Source organism: Kitasatospora sp. NPDC004289 (assembly GCF_053602875.1).
This window is the reverse complement of record NZ_JBSGEL010000021.1, coordinates 1-15,983: the sequence shown is the minus strand read 5'-3', so window position 1 is coordinate 15,983 and position 15,983 is coordinate 1. Positions and strand designations below refer to the sequence as shown.

At 75.4% G+C, this 15,983-nt stretch carries 14 protein-coding genes and 1 riboswitch; of the genes, 11 read left to right on the top strand and 3 right to left on the bottom strand.

The genetic code is table 11. The features are described 5' to 3' along the window. Positions 1-28: 28 nt before the first annotated feature. Positions 29-787 carry a DeoR/GlpR family DNA-binding transcription regulator gene (locus ACWEPF_RS16500; RefSeq protein ID WP_452173101.1) on the bottom strand — a complete coding sequence of 253 codons (759 nt, stop codon included), beginning with the start codon at positions 785-787 and terminating at the stop codon, positions 29-31. A gap of 48 nt (positions 788-835) precedes the next feature. Here ACWEPF_RS16500 and ACWEPF_RS16495 point away from each other — a divergent pair, with 48 nt between their 5' ends. Beyond that, positions 836-1,522: an NUDIX domain-containing protein gene (locus ACWEPF_RS16495; RefSeq protein ID WP_452173100.1), complete on the top strand. Its 687-nt coding sequence runs from the start codon at positions 836-838 to the stop codon at positions 1,520-1,522. 49 nt (positions 1,523-1,571) lie between these two features. On the opposite strand, the gene ACWEPF_RS16490 is transcribed toward ACWEPF_RS16495, so the two are convergent. After that, complete coding sequence (locus ACWEPF_RS16490) at positions 1,572-2,318, bottom strand: ANTAR domain-containing protein (protein WP_452173099.1); 747 nt, start codon at positions 2,316-2,318, stop codon at positions 1,572-1,574. An 824-nt stretch (positions 2,319-3,142) separates the two neighbouring features. Between ACWEPF_RS16490 and lanKC the strand changes: the two genes are divergently transcribed. The 7 genes from lanKC (at position 3,143) to ACWEPF_RS16455 (ending at position 11,863) form a co-directional block, all read left to right on the top strand. Then, positions 3,143-5,674 carry a class III lanthionine synthetase LanKC gene (gene lanKC, locus ACWEPF_RS16485; RefSeq protein WP_452173098.1) on the top strand — a complete coding sequence of 844 codons (2,532 nt, stop codon included), beginning with the start codon at positions 3,143-3,145 and terminating at the stop codon, positions 5,672-5,674. Between the two features lie 157 nt (positions 5,675-5,831). Next, entirely contained in the window at positions 5,832-5,957 is a 126-nt protein-coding gene (locus ACWEPF_RS16480; RefSeq protein WP_345284545.1) for a SapB/AmfS family lanthipeptide, read from the top strand. A gap of 80 nt (positions 5,958-6,037) precedes the next feature. After that, entirely contained in the window at positions 6,038-7,882 is a 1,845-nt protein-coding gene (locus ACWEPF_RS16475; protein WP_452173097.1) for an ATP-binding cassette domain-containing protein, read from the top strand. Further along, positions 7,879-9,543 carry an ATP-binding cassette domain-containing protein gene (locus ACWEPF_RS16470; protein ID WP_452173096.1) on the top strand — a complete coding sequence of 555 codons (1,665 nt, stop codon included), beginning with the start codon at positions 7,879-7,881 and terminating at the stop codon, positions 9,541-9,543. Before ACWEPF_RS16475 ends, ACWEPF_RS16470 begins: the two co-directional genes overlap by 4 nt. Before the next feature lie 125 nt (positions 9,544-9,668). Then, positions 9,669-10,133 (top strand): hypothetical protein, encoded by a 465-nt coding sequence (locus ACWEPF_RS16465; protein WP_452173095.1) that lies wholly within the window; start codon positions 9,669-9,671, stop codon positions 10,131-10,133. Between the two features lie 158 nt (positions 10,134-10,291). Then, on the top strand, positions 10,292-11,164 hold the full coding sequence (locus ACWEPF_RS16460; protein ID WP_452173094.1) for an aldo/keto reductase: 873 nt from the start codon (positions 10,292-10,294) through the stop codon (positions 11,162-11,164). Between the two features lie 36 nt (positions 11,165-11,200). Continuing rightward, a complete protein-coding gene (locus ACWEPF_RS16455; RefSeq protein WP_452173093.1) occupies positions 11,201-11,863 on the top strand; it encodes an NADPH-dependent F420 reductase in 663 nt (220 codons plus the stop codon). 83 nt (positions 11,864-11,946) lie between these two features. Here ACWEPF_RS16455 and ACWEPF_RS16450 read toward each other — a convergent pair whose 3' ends face one another. Further along, positions 11,947-12,447 carry a MarR family winged helix-turn-helix transcriptional regulator gene (locus ACWEPF_RS16450; RefSeq protein ID WP_452173092.1) on the bottom strand — a complete coding sequence of 167 codons (501 nt, stop codon included), beginning with the start codon at positions 12,445-12,447 and terminating at the stop codon, positions 11,947-11,949. Positions 12,448-12,545: 98 nt separating this feature from the next. On the opposite strand from ACWEPF_RS16450, the gene ACWEPF_RS16445 reads away from it, so the two are divergent. The 3 genes from ACWEPF_RS16445 (at position 12,546) to ACWEPF_RS16435 (ending at position 15,822) form a co-directional block, all read left to right on the top strand. Further along, positions 12,546-14,054 (top strand): MFS transporter, encoded by a 1,509-nt coding sequence (locus ACWEPF_RS16445; protein ID WP_452173091.1) that lies wholly within the window; start codon positions 12,546-12,548, stop codon positions 14,052-14,054. Between the two features lie 33 nt (positions 14,055-14,087). Continuing rightward, positions 14,088-14,206: riboswitch (cobalamin riboswitch) on the top strand. Between the two features lie 99 nt (positions 14,207-14,305). Continuing rightward, the gene (locus tag ACWEPF_RS16440; RefSeq protein WP_452173090.1) at positions 14,306-15,355 is read left to right on the top strand and encodes a peptidase; all 1,050 of its coding nucleotides are present in this window, start codon (positions 14,306-14,308) and stop codon (positions 15,353-15,355) included. A 20-nt stretch (positions 15,356-15,375) separates the two neighbouring features. Then, positions 15,376-15,822 carry a flagellar hook-length control protein FliK gene (locus tag ACWEPF_RS16435; protein WP_452173089.1) on the top strand — a complete coding sequence of 149 codons (447 nt, stop codon included), beginning with the start codon at positions 15,376-15,378 and terminating at the stop codon, positions 15,820-15,822. The last annotated feature ends 161 nt before the right edge of the window (positions 15,823-15,983 follow it).

Sequence of the window (15,983 nt, the reverse complement as noted above, 5' to 3'; positions counted from 1 at the left end):
GAGCGGGAGTGATTTCCGTGACCTGCCGTCAGGGGGCGGACCGGACGTCCACGCCGAGGGCGGTGAGCCCGGCGACCACCGGATGCAGGGGGGCGGCGTCGGTGAGCACGGCGGTGACCTTCTCCCAGGGGAGGACCCGGTACTGGGAGGCGGTGCCGAGCTTCTCCGAGGAGGCCAGGACGTAGGTGTCGGCGGCCCGCCCGGCGAGGGCGCGCTTCATCGCGGCCTCGTCGGCGTCGGCGGTGGTCAGCCCGGCCTCGGGGTGGACGCCGGTGACGCCGAGCAGGCAGAGCTCGGCGGAGACGTTCTGGGCGGCCTCCACCGCGGCGGCGCCGCAGGTGACGGCCGAGTGCTTGAAGACCCGGCCGCCGAGCAGGTAGATCTCCGCACCCTGATGGTCGATCAGGGCGGTGGCGACGGTCGGGCTGTGGGTGATGACGGTGCAGCCGAGGTCCTTCGGGAGGGCCCGGGCCACCGCGAGGGCGGTGGTGCCGCCGTCCAGGATGACCGAGCCGCCCGGCCGGACCAGCGCGGCGGCCGCGGCCGCCACCCTCCGCTTGCCGTCGGGGGCGACGGCCTGCCGCGCCCCGTAGTCGGCCACGGCCGGGGAGACCGGCAGCGCGCCGCCGTAGACCCGCTGGCACAGCCCCTCGGCCGCGAGGTCGCGCAGGTCGCGGCGGACGCTGTCCTCCGAGATGCCCAGGTCGACGGCGACCTCCTTGGCCACCACCTTGCCGGTGCGGGCGAGCAGTTCCAGCAGGTGGTCGCGCCGTTCGGCAGCCAGCATCCTCGTTCCTTCCTGTTCTTGCACGATTCTGCATGTATCGTAACCGCCATGACCGAACAGCCGACACCCGGCCCTCCGCTGCCCGGCACCGACACCCCCGACCACCGCGGCCGCACCGGTCTCCACCTGGCCGGCCGTGACCTCGACCGCAACGCCGGCGTCCGGGTCCGCGAGGTCGAGCTCACCTCCCGCGGCTGGCACGTCCTGCGCCGCACCACCTTCGACTACCGGCGCCGGGACGGGCGTTGGGAGAGCCAGCAGCGCGAGACCTACGACCGGGGCAACGGCGCGGTGGTCCTGCCGTACGACGCGGAGCGCGGCCTCGTGCTGCTCACCCGGCAGTTCCGCTACCCCGCCTACGTCAACGGCCACCCGGACGGGATGCTGATCGAGGCGGCGGCGGGCCTGCTGGACGCGGACGACCCGGAGACCGCGGTCCGCCGGGAGAGCACCGAGGAGCTCGGCGTCGAACTCGGGCCGCTCACCCACCTGTTCGACTCCTACATGAGTCCGGGCTCGGTCACCGAACGCCTGCACTTCTTCGCCGCCGCCTACACCGCGGCCGACCGCACCGGCACCGGCGGCGGCCTGGAGGAGGACGGCGAGGACATCGAGGTCCTCGAAATCCCCTTCACCGAGGCCCTGGCGATGACCCTCGACGGCCGGATCTGCGACGGCAAGACCGTGATGCTGCTCCAGTGGGCGGCCCTGCACGGCCCGTTCCGGCAGGCCTGACGCCAGGTCCTGACGCCGGCGGGCCTGCTGCCGCCGGCCTGACACCGCCTCAGGCCGGCGGGAGCAGCGGCAGCGGCGCGTCCGGCGGGGTGTGCAGGACGGCGGTGGCGAGGTCGGTGAGGCGCTGGCCGCGGGAGCGGGCGGAGCTGCGGAGGAGTTCGAAGGCCGCGTCCGGGGTGGTCGAGAGGCGGTGGGCCAGGAAGCCCTTGGCCTGTTCGATGGCCACCCGGTTGGCCAGGGCGGTCCTCAACTGCTCGGCGGTGCGCGCCTGGTGGCGGGCGGACTGCTCGCGCAGCACGCCGATCGCGGTCACCTCGGCGAAGGCCCGCAGCACCCGCAGCGGGTCCGGGGCCAGCGCCGCCTCGGAGTCGGCGTAGAGGCCGAGCCCGCCGAGCACCCGCTCGCGGTGCCGCAGCGGCAGGCCGACGGCCGCCCGGGCCCCGGAGCGTCCGGCGGCGGCGGCGAACAGCGGCCAGTCCGCCGGGCCCTGGCCGGCCAGGAAGCGGGCCTCCCGGCCGCTGCGCAGGCAGGCCACCGCCGCCCCCTGACCGCTCTCGGCCTCCACTCCGCCGAGCAGCCGGGCCCGTCCGTCCGTCGCGGCGGCGCAGTGCAGGCTTCCGCCGGTGCCGGTCAGCACCACCGCCACCGAGGCGACGGAGGCGACCGAGGCCATCGAGAGCAGGCCGGCGGCGCACTCGGCGAGCCGCCCGAGGTGTCCGACCACGTCGAAGTCCTCACCGAAGGTGTCGGCCAGCTCGACCAGCGCGCGCAGCACCCGCTCGTCACATCCCGCCAAGGCGCACCTCCCGCCGCCCGGTCGCCGACCACACGGTCGCCGGACACCCCGCAACCGGCCGCCCGCCCGCCCGCCACCGTCGCTCCCGCCGCCGACATCGGGTCCTGTCCTGCTGGTCGGGCCGGTCCATCCGTCCACCTCCGGGTCCGTGGCGCACTGCGGCCTGACGGCCGGTCACCATCCCTACCAGCAGGCTGCTCTCCATCCCATCGGATGATCAGGGTGGGCCGGGTGCGTTCGCGGGGCCCGTCACCACGGCGGGCAGCGCCGGGGCTCGCACGCACGCCTCCCGCGCCGCCGGTGCGCCGGTCGGATCTCGGACACCGGCGGCCGGGCGGGTGCTCCGGTCCGGAGCCGTGCGCTCCGCCGAACCGGCGATGTGCGCCCGTCCGCCGGCCGGTCCCGACGGGCGGCCGCCCGGCCGGGAGAACGCTCCCCCACGACACCGTTGCCGTCGGCAAATGCCACGAACCCAGCACTGCCGGGCCCGTCGGCAGCGGATCCGACGATCAGTCGCACACGATGCTCCCGAGCACTCCCGTCCGTCCCGTGCTCCTGGCATGCGCCCGCTGAATCCGGCCAACCCCGTCAGGACCACTGGCGAGTTGCGCACCGGCCCCCCCAGACTCTCGGTGGGCGGTTCACCCCCGGCCCGGACCGGACTCCCGAGGCACTCCCTCGGCCCGCGTCCCGGCCCCGCTGGACCTTCGCCCCGCGCTCTCTCGCCGGCACCCGGACCCCGTGCCGTTCTTCCCGGCCCAGCGCCCCTCCCCGCGCCCGGTCCGGTGCCGTCCTCCGTCAGCCACGCGCCCTGGAGCGATCCGATGGACATGCGCTACGAGGCGTACTCCTACGCCGATCCGGTCTTCTACGACTCACCGGTCCAGTGGGCCGCCCGCGAGGAGTTCCCCGCGACCACCGAGCCGGCGCCGAGCGGCTGGGTGCGCAGCCTGCGCGAGGTGTGGGTCGGGCACCGGCCCGCCGACCTGCCGATACCCGAGCAGGGCTGGAAGGTGCACGTCTCCGCCCGCCCGGAGAACGCCCAGCGCATCCTGGACGTGGTGCGCCCGTACTGCCACGCGAACGGGCTGGCCTTCAAGTTCCTCCGAAGCCCGGTCCTGGTGCAGACCCAGAACGCCAAGTACGCCGCCCGCGGCTCCAGCGGCAAGTTCATGACGCTCTACCCGGTGGACGACGGCCAGTTGGGCCGATGTCTGACCGAACTGGACGAGGCGCTGGACGGGGCCCCCGGCCCGTACGTGCTCAGTGACCTCCGCTGGCGCAGGGGGCCGCTCTACCTGCGCTACGGCGCGTTCACCGAGCAGTTCTGCCGCAACGAGGAGGGCGAGCTGGTGCTCGCGCTGCGCGAACCCTCCGGCCGGCTGCGGCCGGACGTGCGGCGGGCCGCCTTCGACCTTCCCGACTGGGCACCGGTGCCGGAGGTCCTGCGCGAGACCGTCGCCGGGGCCGGCCGCGCCAGCCACGACGACGAGTTCCCGTTCACGGTGGAGCGGGCGCTGCACTTCTCCAACGGCGGCGGCATCTACCTGGCCCGGCCGGCGGCGGGCGGCGGCCCGGTGGTGCTCAAGGAGGGCCGCCCGTACGCGGGGCTGGACCAGCGCGGCGAGGACGCCGTCACCCGGCTCACCCGCGAGCAGCGGGTGTTGGAGACGCTGGCCGGGCTCGACTCGGTGCCCGCCGTGCTCGGCGACCTGACGGCCTGGGAGCACCGCTTCCTGGTGCAGGAGTACGTCGAGGGCGAGGGCCTGCACAAGTGGTTCGGGCAGCGCTACCCGCTGGTGCACCCCGGCGCCGACGCGGCCACCGTCACGGCCTACCGGGACGAGGTGCTCGCGGTGCTCGGCGAGGTGGAGCGCGGGATGCGCGCCATCCACGGCCGGGGCATCGTCTTCGGCGACCTGCACCCGCGCAACCTGATCGTCCGCGACGACGGATCGGTGGTCTTCGTCGACTTCGAACTCGCCTCCCCCGCCGAGGCGTTCGTCCGCCCCGCGCTCGGCGCGGCCGGGTTCGCCCCACCGGCCGGCCTGACCGGCTTCGCCATCGACGAGCACGCGCTGGCCGCGCTGCGGCTCTGGGCGTTCCTGCCGCTGCTGCCGCTCAGCGTGCTGCACCCGGCCAAGGGCACCGCACTGGTCCGGGAGGCCGAGGCGCGGTTCGACCTGCCCGCCGGCTACCTGTCCTTCCCCGGCTGCTCCGATCCGGCCCAGGAGCTCGAACTCGCAGCCGTGGAGGCGCTGTTCGACGGTGAGCCGGCGAGTTGGCCCCGGCTGCGCGAGGAGCTGGTGGCCGCGATCACCGCGAGCGCCACCCCCGAACGGGAGGACCGGCTCTTCCCGGGCGACCCGGCCCAGTTCACCCACGACGGGCTCGGTCTGTCCTACGGTGCGGCCGGGGTCCTGTGGGCGCTGCACACCGTCGGGGCCGAACCCGCCCCGGAGCACCTGGCCTGGCTGCTCGACGCGGTGCGGCGGGAACCCTGCCGACCCGGCCTGTTCGTCGGCGCGCACGGCACCGCCTGGGCACTGGAGCGGCTCGGCCACCGGGACGCCGCGCTCGACCTGCTCCACCGCCTGGAGAAGGACGACCCCGAGGGCCGGGGCCCCGACCTCTCCTCCGGCGCGGCCGGCATCGGCCTGGCCCAGCTGCACTTCGCCCGGCTGACCGGCGACCGCGAGCTGTTCACGGCCGCCGCCCGGAGCGCGGACCAGGCCGTCTTGGCCCTGCGGCTGGGCGGGCCCGCCCCGAAGGGCGCCCGCGCCGGGCTGCTGCACGGGGCGAGCGGCACCGCGCTGCTGCTCCTGGCGCTGCACGAGGAGACCGGCCGGCCGCAGCTGCTCGACCTGGCCCGCGCCGCGCTCGACCGGGACCTGGAGCGGTGCGTCCTCGCCGAGGACGGAACGCTCCAAGTCGACGACGGCAGCCGGGTGCTGCCCTACCTGGAGGCCGGCAGCGCGGGCATCGCCGCGGTGGCCCGGGCGCTGCTGAGGCTGCGCCCGGACGAGCAGCTGGGCGAACGGGTCGGCCTGGTCCGGGCGGCGGCGGAGCCGGAGTTCATCGTCCAGCCGAACCTCTTCAACGGCCGCGCCGGGTTGATCGCCCTGCTCGCGCAGGAACGTTCCGCCGACGGCCGGGCGGACGCCCGCACCGAGGAGCTGATCGCCCGTCACGTCCGCCGTCTGGCCTGGCACGTGCTGCCGCACCGCAGCCACCCGGCCTTCCCCGGTGAGCAGCTGCTGCGCCTGTCGATGGACCTGGCGACCGGGACCGCCGGCGTGCTCACCGCCCTGGCCTCGGTGTACGACGGCACCGCACCGATGCCCTTCTGGCCCTGAGGCACCCGAGGGCCCCTGCTGCCCTCGCGCCCCTCGCGCCCCTCACCCCGACGGGCCTCCGGGCCCGCGGCCCCGTCGCGGCCGGGTCATGCCGCCCCACCAGTTTCCGGCGACCGCCGGGAAGCCCACGCTCCACCCAGTACCGAAGGAGACAGCCATGGCGATCCTCGACCTGCAGGCCCTGGAGACCCCCGAGGAGACCACCGAGTACCGCTCGGTCATCAGCTCCCTGTCCGTGGTGAACTGCACCAACAGCACCGTCAGCACGGTGCTCTGCGTCTGATCCACCCCGTCGGCCGTGCGGTCCGCCGCACGGCCGGCTCCGGCGTTCCCGCTCCCCGTCGCTGCCACCCAGGAGCGCCCGTGCCGCTGCCGCGCACCTCCCGTCCCTCGCCCCTCCGCCCGGTCCTCCGACTGGGCCGCCGCTGGACCGTGCTGCTGGCCCTCGCCGTGGCCGCCAGCACCACCTGCACCCTGCTGCTGCCGCGCACCCTGGCCCGCGCGGTCGACCGCACCCTGGCCGGTGACGACCACCGGGCGGGGATGTCGGCCGGGGCCCAACTGGTCCTCCTGGTCGCGGTGTTCGCGCTCGCCGAGTCGGCCGCGCAGTTCGCCGCGCCGCGCGGGGCGGCCGCCGTCACGGCCGCGCTGCGGGGGGCGACGGTGCGCCACCTGGCCGCCGCCGGGCCCGGCCCGGTGGGCCCCCGTACCGGCGAGCGCCCAGCGGCCGGGGACCTCGCGGCCCGGCTGACCGGCAGCGCCCCGCTGGCCGGGCTGGCCGGCGCCGCCGTGGTGTACACCGCCGCCCAGCTGGTGACCGGCCTCGGCGCCGTGGCGGGGCTGTTCCTGCTCGCCCCGTGGCCCACCCTCGCCTTCCTGGTGGCCGCCCCCCTGGGGTGGTGGCTGGTGCGCCGTCAGGTCGGCCGCACCGCCCGCCACGGCGAGGCGTACCAGGTGGCGCAGGGCGAGATCGCCAACCGCCTGGTCGAGGCCCTCCGGGGCGCGCGGAGCATCCGCGCCGCCGGCTCCGAGGAGACCGAACTCGCCCGTGTGCTCGGCCCGTTGCCGGAGATGTCGCGACACGGCCACGGCCTCTGGTCCAGCCAGCGCGAGACCGCCTGGAAGGTCGGACTGCTCGCGCCCGCCACCCACGTGGCCGTCCTGGCCGCCGCCGGGGCCGAGCTGGCGGCCGGGCGGCTGAGCCCCGGCGGACTGGCCGCCGCGCTGGCCTACGCGACCGTCGGGCTGGGCGGGTTCGGCGCCGCCCAGAGCCTGTTGGACCTGGCCCGGGCCCGCTCGGGCGCGGCCCGGATCGCCGAACTCACCACTGTACCGGCGCCGTTGGCCGGAGTCCGGCCGCTGCCGGCCGGGGCGGGCCGCCTGGAGTTCCACGAGGTGGCGCTGACGCCGCTGCTGGTGGGCCTCAACCTCACGGTTCCGGGCCGGAGTTGGGTCGCCGTGGTGGGATCGGACGACAGTGCGACCTCCGCACTGGCCGCCCTCGCCGCCGGGCTCACGGCCCCCGACGCCGGCCGGGTACGGCTCGACGGAGCCGACCTCGGCGCCGTCCGGCCGGACCGGCTGCGCGGCGCCGTCGCGGTGGCCTTCGCCGACCCCGTCCTCTACGGCGGCACCGTCGGGGAGGCCCTGGCCCTCGGCCGACCCGCGCTCGGCGAGGGCGAGTTGGAGCGGGCCGCCCGGGCCGCCGGGGCCGACGCCTTCCTGCGCCGCCTCCCCCTCGGCTACCGCACCCCGATGGCCGACGCCCCGCTCTCCGGCGGCGAGCGCCAACGGACCGGCCTGGCCCGGGCACTCTGCCGCCCCGCCCGCCTCCTCGTCCTGGACGACGCCACCGCGAGCCTGGACCGGGCCACCGAGGACGCCGTCCTGGACGCCCTCGCGGTGCACGCCGCCGGGCGGACCAGGCTCACCACCACCCGCAGCGCCGCGATCGCCGAACGGGCCGACCTGGTGGCGTGGTTGGAGGGTGGACGGATACGGGCGGTCGCCCCGCACCGGGTGCTGTGGGCACGGCGCGAGTACCGCGCGCTGTTCACCGTCGAGACCCCCGACGGACCCACGGCACCGACGGCTGCGCCCCTTCCGCCCGCCGACCAGCCCGCCGAGCAGCCCGCCGACCAGCCCGCCGCCGCGCCGTCGGCCGAATCCGCCGTCCAGCCGTCAGTCGCGCCGGGGAGCCGCCGATGACCGCCTCACCCCGCCCCGCGCTCACCCTGCTCCGCTCCGCCCTCACCGGCAGCGCCCGGGAGCTGGCGGCCCTGGCCGGCTGGACCGTGCTCTCCGCCGCCCCCGCCGCGCTCTCCGGCAAGGCCCTCTCCCTCGCCGTCGACCAGGGCTTCCTCGCCCACCGCCCCGGCCGGGCGGCCGCCTGGCTGGGTCTCTTCGCCGCCGCCGCACTGCTCTCCGCCTGGTCCACCCGCCGCGCCTACGGCCCGCTCGCCCGGACCGTCGAACCGGCCAGGGACCGGCTGTTGACCACGGCCTCGGCCGGACTGCTGCGCCGTGCCACCGGCGCGCGCGGCCACAGCGACGGCGCGGCGGCCCTGGCGGTGGCCCAGGTGACCCGCCAGGTGGAGGCGGTCCGGGACGGCCTGGCGGGTCAACTCCTGCTGGTCTCGCACCTCCTGCTCACCGTCGCGGCCGTCCTGGTGGGCACGGCCGCCCTCGCCCCGGCCGCCGTGCCGCCGGTCGCCGCGCCTCTGCTGCTGGCGCTGCTGACCTTCGCCGCCCTCACCCCCCGGATGGCCCGACGGCAGCGCGAACTCTTCGTCACGGAGGAGGAGTTGGCCTCCTCCACGCTCGACGCCACGACGGCCCTGCGCGATCTGGTCGCCTGCGGCGCCGAACAGCGGGCCCTCGACCGGATCCTGGCCGACATCGCCGCCAACGAGGCCGCCGGACGCGGGCTGGCCCGCCTCGCCGCCGTCCGCCACCTGCTGGTCGCCCTCGGCGTGCACGGCCCGCTCGCCGTCCTGGTCCTGGCCGCACCCGTGCTGCTGCGCCACGGCCTGACCCCCGGCGGGCTGCTGGGAGCCCTGGCCTACCTGCTCGGCACCCTGGAGCCCGCCGTGCGCCTGCTGATGCAGGGCCTCGGCCCGTCCTGGCTGCGGATGACCGTCGCCGCCGGCCGCCTCGCGGCCACCACGTCCGCCGCCCTGCCCCCGGCCCCGCACGCCCGCGCCGCACCGGTCCCCGGCGCGCCCGCCCTCGAACTGCGCGGCGCCGCCTTCTCCTACGGGGCCCACGCCGAACCGGTCTTCACCGACCTCGACCTGACGATCGAGGACGGCGAGTCCCTCGCCGTGGTCGGCCCCTCCGGCATCGGAAAGTCCACCCTGGCCGCCGTCGCGGCCGGAATCCTCCCGCCCGACCGGGGCGAGGTCCTGCTCTCCGGCCTGTCCGCCGAAGCGCTGCTCCCGGAGGAGCAGGCCGCCCTTCGCACCCTGCTGCCCCAGGACCCCTACGTCTTCACCGGAACCCTGCGCGCCAACCTCAGCTGGCCCGGCCCGCCCCGCTCCACCCCCGAACTCACCGAGACCCTGAGCACCCTCGGCGCGGCGCACCTGGCCGACCGGCACGGCGGCCTCGACACCGTGCTCCCGGCCGCCGCCTTCTCCCCCGGCGAGCGCCAACTCCTCGCCCTGACCCGTGCGTTCCTCAGCCCGGCACGCCTGCTCGTCCTCGACGAGGCCACCAGCCACCTCGACGCCGCGACCGCCCTCCACGTCGAGAACGCGCTGCGCCGGCGCCCGGGTGCGATCGTCACCATCACCCACCACCCGTCCCAGGCCGCCCGCGCCGACCGGGTCCTCCACCTCGACCGGACCGCCTGGCGGATCACCGGCTGAGCGGCCGGCACCGGTGACCCGAGCCGGCGGCCGGAGCTGGGAAGGAGCTGCGACATGTCACCCGGACCTGACAGGCTGTCAGCTCCGCTGCCGCCCAGGCTCCGAGACGAAGGAAGTGCCCACTCATGACCGTCGAGATCCACCCCCGCCCCGTCCTGCGCGGGGTACTCGTGCTGGCCACCGCCGCCCTGCTCTCGGCCGGCCTGGCCGGCTGTTCCTCCTCCGACGACAACTCCTTCAAGAGCTGGGTGGACAAGGGCGGCAAGGAGCACACCGTCACCCTGGGCACCGACATCCGCAAGCTGATACAGCTCAGCGGCCAGGGCGGTGGCAGCACCGTCATCGCGGGCTGCAAGGAGGTGCTCGACCACGTCGCAGCGGCGAAGGCGTACCGCGAGATTCCCGACGAGACCGCCCAGAAGTACTGGTCCAAGGCGCTCGACGAGACCGAGCGCACCGCCACCAACTGCGTGCAGAACAAGGCGACCGGCCTGACCGGCGGCCCGAAGCTCTCGGAGGCCGCCGAGGCGCAGAGCGCGTACAGCGCGCTGACCATCAGCATCGACCGGCTCTCCAAGACCAAGTCCTGACGGCTGCGGCTCCGTCCGGGCGACTGAACGGAGCACCGCAATGCTGCCGCAACACGGGAACATTCCCCGGAAGGTCTCGGTTCGGCATCCACGTGACGGGCAGCACGGCGCCCGTCGGACCGCTGACGCACCGTGAGACCGACCGATTGGAGTGCTCCATGAGCACCTCGTCCAGCCCCCGTCCCGCCGACGCCTCGGGCAGCTTCGCCCTCGGCGGCGACCTTCCCGTCAACCGGCTCGGCTTCGGCGCGATGCGCCTCACCGGGCCCGGGGTCTGGGGCGATCCGGAGGACCCGGCGGAGGCGGTGCGGGTGCTGCGCCGCGCGGTCGAGCTGGGTGTGACCTTCATCGACACCGCCGACTCCTACGGCCCGTTCATCAGCGAGAACCTGATCCGCCAGGCGCTGCGCCCGTACGCCGACGACCTGGTGATCGCCACCAAGGGCGGCCTGACCCGGACCGGGCCGAACGGCTGGCACCCGGTGGGCCGGCCCGAGTACCTGCGCCAGCAGGTCGAGTTGAGCCTGCGCCACCTCGGGCTGGAGCGGATCGACCTGTACCAGCTGCACCGGATCGACCCGCAGGTGCCGCTGGCCGACCAGCTCGGCGAGCTGGCGCAGCTCCAGCAGGAGGGCAAGATCCGCCACCTCGGCCTCTCCGAGGTCACCGTGGAGGAGCTGGAGGAGGCCCGCAAGCACGCCACCATCGTCTCCGTGCAGAACCGCTACAACCTGGTCGACCGCAGCTCCGAGCGGGTGCTCGACCACGTCACGGCCGAGGGCATCGCCTTCATCCCGTGGTTCCCGATCGCCACCGGTGAACTCGCGCGCCCGGGCAGCAAGTTGGACTCGATCGCGGCCCGCCTCGACGCCACCCCGGCCCAGCTCGCGCTGGCCTGGCTGCTGCGCCGCTCGCCGGTCGTGCTGCCGATCCCCGGCACCTCCCGGGTCGCCCACCTGGAGGAGAACCTCGGCGGCGCCCTGGTCACCCTGGACGACGCGGACTTCGCCGAGCTCAGCGCGCTGGCCTGACCCACCTCCCCGACCGACAGACACGGAGCACACCCCATGAAGATCGGCATCATCGGCGCGGGCCACATCGGCGGCAACCTGACCCGCCGCCTCAGCGCCCTCGGCCACGACGTCTCGGTGGCCAACTCCCGTGGCCCCGAGACCCTTTCCGACCTGGCGGCCGAGACCGGCGCCACCCCCGTCCTCGCCACCGAGGCGGCGGCCGGTGCGGAGCTGGTCGTGGTGACCATCCCGCTGAAGAACGTCCCCGACCTGCCGGACGACCTGTTCGCCGGCGCGGCCGAGGGCTTCGTGGTCATCGACACCAACAACTACTACCCGCGCAACCGCGACGGCCGGATCGCCGGCATCGAGGACGAGGGCGTCACCGAGAGCCGCTGGGTGGAGCGCCAGCTCGGCCACCCGGTGGTCAAGGCCTTCAACGGCACCTACGCCCAGGACATCCTCGACCGCCCCCTCCCCGCCGGCGACCCGGACCGGCTCGCCCTCCCGGTGGCCGGCGACGACGCGGCCGCCAAGCAGCTGGTCCGCGAGCTGATCGACGCCCTCGGCTTCGACAGCGTCGACTCCGGCACCATCGACGAGTCCTGGCGCCAGCAGCCCGACACCCCCGTCTACGGCCTGCGGGCCGGCGTCGAGGCCGTCACCAAGGCCCTCGCCGAGGCCTCCCCGGAACGCCCGGAGAACTTCCGCGGCTGACCCGCCGTCACTCCCTCCCGGGCCGGGGCGCACCCACGCGTCCCGGCCCGGAGCCGTACCCGGGCGCCCGTGCGGGCCACCGGTCAGGGGGACGGCGGGGCGCCCGCGTCCCCGTCCCTGAGGTGGGCGTCCACGGTCGCGTTCAGGTCGGCCATGAACGCCTCGAACTGCTCCAGCAGCCGGGGCGGGTAGTGCGCCATCGTGGCGTCCAGGCGGCGGCCGAGCGGGCCGAAGAACTCGTCGGCGCGCTCGTGGATGTGCGCGCCGCTGCGCAGGGTGACGATGCGTCGGTCGGTGTGCTCGCGGGCCCGGGTGATGTGGCCCGCCGCTTCGAGGCGGTTGAGCAGCGCGGTGGTGGCGCCCGTGGACAGGACGATCCGCTCGCTCAGGCGGGCCGGTGACAGAGGGGTGCCGCGCTCCTCGGCGGCGGCGATCTCCAGCACCGCGGTCGCGTCGGTGGAGTGCAGGCCGAGCCAGGCGGCGAAGCGCCGTCCGAGTTCGGCGTAGTGGCCCCCGTAGACCCGCAGCGATTCGGTCAACCGCTCCCGCTGCTGCGCGACACCGTCGTCCACGGCTTCCTCCATGCCGGCGGCCCTCCGCCGTTCTCTTCCCCGCGGTCCGGGTGGCCGCGCTTTGACAACCTACCGTCCCCGCTTTACCTTCACCGTGAAACTACTTCACCATGGAGGTATCTCGCGTGGACAACCCGTCCGCCACCCACGGCGAAACCGCCGGGCCCCACCGCCGGCGCTGGCTGGTCCTGGTCGCGATGCTCGTCGCCGAGGTCATGGACCTGCTCGACGCCTCGATCGTCAACGTCGCCGGGCCCGACCTGGAGGCCTCGCTGGGGGCCGGTCCGACCGGCCTGCAGTGGGTGATCGGCAGCTACACCCTGACCCTGGGCGCCGGACTGGTGCTCGGTGGCCGGCTCGGCGACCGCTACGGCCGGCGCCGGATGTTCCTGATCGGCCTGACCGCGTTCACCGTCTGCTCGCTGCTCTGCGCCCTCGCGCCCGACACCGGGTCACTGATCGCCTTCCGCCTGCTCCAGGGCACCGCCGGGGCTCTGCTGCTGCCGCAGGGCCTGGGCCTGCTGCGGGAGAACTTCTCCGGCCCCGAACTCACCAAGGTCTTCGCGGTGTTCGGCCCCGTCCTGGGAATGGGCGGCATCATCGGCCCCGTCCTCGGCGGCTTCCTGATCGAGGGTGACTTCTTCGGTCTCGGCTGGCGGTCGGTGTTCCTGGTCAACCTGCCCATCGGCCTCGCGGCCCTGCTGGTCGCCGCGAAGTCCGTCCCCGGGCGGCCGGGCGACCGCAGCGTGCGCGTCGACACCACCGGCGCGACCCTGGTGGCGGCGTCCTGCGCCCTGCTCGTGCTACCGCTGAACCAGGGTCAGGAGGACGGCTGGCCGCTGTGGACCTGGCTGTCGATGGCGGCCGCCGCGACTGGCTTCGCCCTGTTCGCCGCGCAGCAGCGCCGGACGGCGGCGGCGGGCCGCGAACCGCTGGTGACCCCGGGCCTGCTGCGCAAGCCGGCCTTCACCGTCGGGCTCGGCGGCATCGCCCTGTTCTTCGGCGGACTGGTCGGCACCCAGCTGGTCCTGACCCTCTACCTCCAGATCGGCCACCACTACACCGCCGGCGAAGCCGGGCTCGGCAACCTGCCGCTGGCCGTCGGCACCGCGATCGGCGGCGCCGTCAGCGGCGCGTTCCTCGCCGACCGGATCGGCCGCCGGGTGCTGCAGGTCGGGCCCGCGGTGCAGCTGCTCGGCGCAGCGGTGCTCTGGTACGAACTCGACGGCCTCGACGCGGCCCCGTTCTCGATCCTGGACGTCCTCCCCGGTGTGACGATCGCGGGCATCGGCTCCGGGATGGTGATCGCCGCCCTGTTCGGCTTCGTGCTCGCCGCCGTCGACGACCAGGAGATCGGCTCCGCCTCCGGTGTCCTCTCCGCGGTCCAGGCGGTCGGCGGCTCGATCGGCGTCGCCGTCTTCGGCTCGGTGTTCTTCGCCCGCGCCGGGACCGGAGACTTCTCCACCGGCTTCCAGCACGCCCTGCTGGTCCAGGCCTGCCTGCTCGCGGCCTTCTTCGCGATCACCTTCCTGCTCCCCGCCGAGGCCCGGCCCGAGGAGGAGCAGCACGGGGCCGTCCCCGTCTCCGCCGGGACGGCGCAGCCGGCGACCCGTCCTTGACCCCGGCTCCGGGGCGCCGGGATGATGGGCCGTCAGATCTTTGACTCCGCCGTTGGGGGAAGCCGGTCCGAAGCCGGCGCTGACCCGCAACGGTAGGCCGCCGGCCCCGGTCGGTGGCGAGCCCGGACACCCGGCGGCGGAGGTATGTGCCCACTCCTCCCGTCGTGGTCTGCGGGCCGGAGCCTCGCGGGCTGCCCGGCATCAGGGGCGGCGCCGCCGGGCCCCTGCGTCCAGGCCCGGAAAGGCAGTTCATGCTCGCGCTCCGCCGCTCCCTGGGTCTGCTCGCGATATCCGCGCTCACCCTCACCGCCGCTCTGCCCGCCACCACCGCCTCGGCGACCGCCGGAAGCGGCGCCACCCTGCGGCCGGACGCCGCCGCGGCTGGGTGGCTGGCCCGCCAGTTGGTGAACGGCGACCACTTCGAATCGGTCTTCGACGGCGTCGCCTACCCCGACCAGGGCCTGACCGTCGACGCGGTACTGGCCTTCGCCGCCTCCCGCAGCTCCGACCAGGCCGCCGCCAGGACCACCAGCTGGCTGGCCCAGCCCGCCAACACCGCCGGCTACCTCGGCGACGGCACCACCGAGGCCTACGCCGGTGCCACCGCCAAGCTGCTGCTGGCCGCCCAGGTCCGCGGCGCCGATCCGGCCTCGTTCGGCGGGGTCGACCTCCCGGCCCGGCTGCGCGGGCTGCAGACACCGTCCGGCCGGTTCTCGGACCGCTCCCAGTGGGGCGACTACAGCAACACCTTCGGCCAGTCCCTGGCCGTCCTCGCACTGCACCGCACCCCGGCCGGTGCCCCGGCCGCCGCCGTGGACTTCCTGGCCGGCACCCAGTGCGCGGACGGCGGCTTCCCGGTCGCCCTCGGCCAGCCGACCTGCACCGCCGACCCGGACGCCACCGCCCTCGCGGTCCAGGCACTGGCCGCCACCGGCCGTACCGCGAAGGCGGGTTCGGGCCTCGGCTGGCTGACGGCGCACCAGAACGCGGACGGTGGCTTCGCCGCCGCCGGGGCCACCGCCTCCAACGCCAACAGCACCGGCCTGGCCACCGCCGCCCTGCTCTCGGGCGGCCGCTACGCCGCCGGCCTCAAGGGCTGGTCCAGCCTGGTCAAGCTCCAGCAGGGCTGCTCCGCCACCGCCGTCAACCGCGGCGCGGTGGCCTACGACGCCACCGGCTTCGACGCCGCCACCGCCAACCGGGCCACCGCCCAGGCCGTGCTCGGCCTCTCCGGCGCCTCGCTGGCCACCCTCTCCGCGCACGGCGCCCGTCCGGACGCCCCCGCGCTCGCCTGCCGCTGACCCGAAGGAGCCCGAGGACCATGCCCACCAGAAGAACCTTCGGCGCGACCGCCCTCGCCGCCGGCCTGCTCGCCGCCTCCGCCGTGGTGACCGCCACCCCCGCCCAGGCCGCCGCCTGCTCCGGCACCTCCGGCGTCACCGTGGTGGTGGACTTCACCGCCGTCGGCGGAGGCATCCAGACCGGCTGCGCCCCCGGTGACCCGAGCAGCGGACTGGCCGCGCTCACCGGGGCCGGCTTCTCCTACTCCTTCCACCCGCGCTTCCCCGGCTACGTCTGCAAGATCAACGCCCTGCCCACCACCTGCACCGCTCCCAGCGGCTCGGCCTACTGGTCCTACTGGCACGCCCAGCACGGCACCCCCTGGGTCTACAGCACCCTGGGCGCGGGCAGCTACAACCCCGCCCCCGGCGACGTCGAGGGCTGGGCCTTCGGTGCCGGGGCCCAGCCGGGCATCACCGCCCCCTGACGCCACGTCATCCACCGGTGCCCCGGCCCGTCCACGCGGCCGGGGCACCGGCGTGTCCTAGGGGCCGTCTCCTTGGTGGGGCCGGGTCCGCGCCGCCGGGGCACGCACCTCGCCGGCTTCTCGTCAGTCGCCGATGCTCCGCATGGACTCCCTCCTCGGCG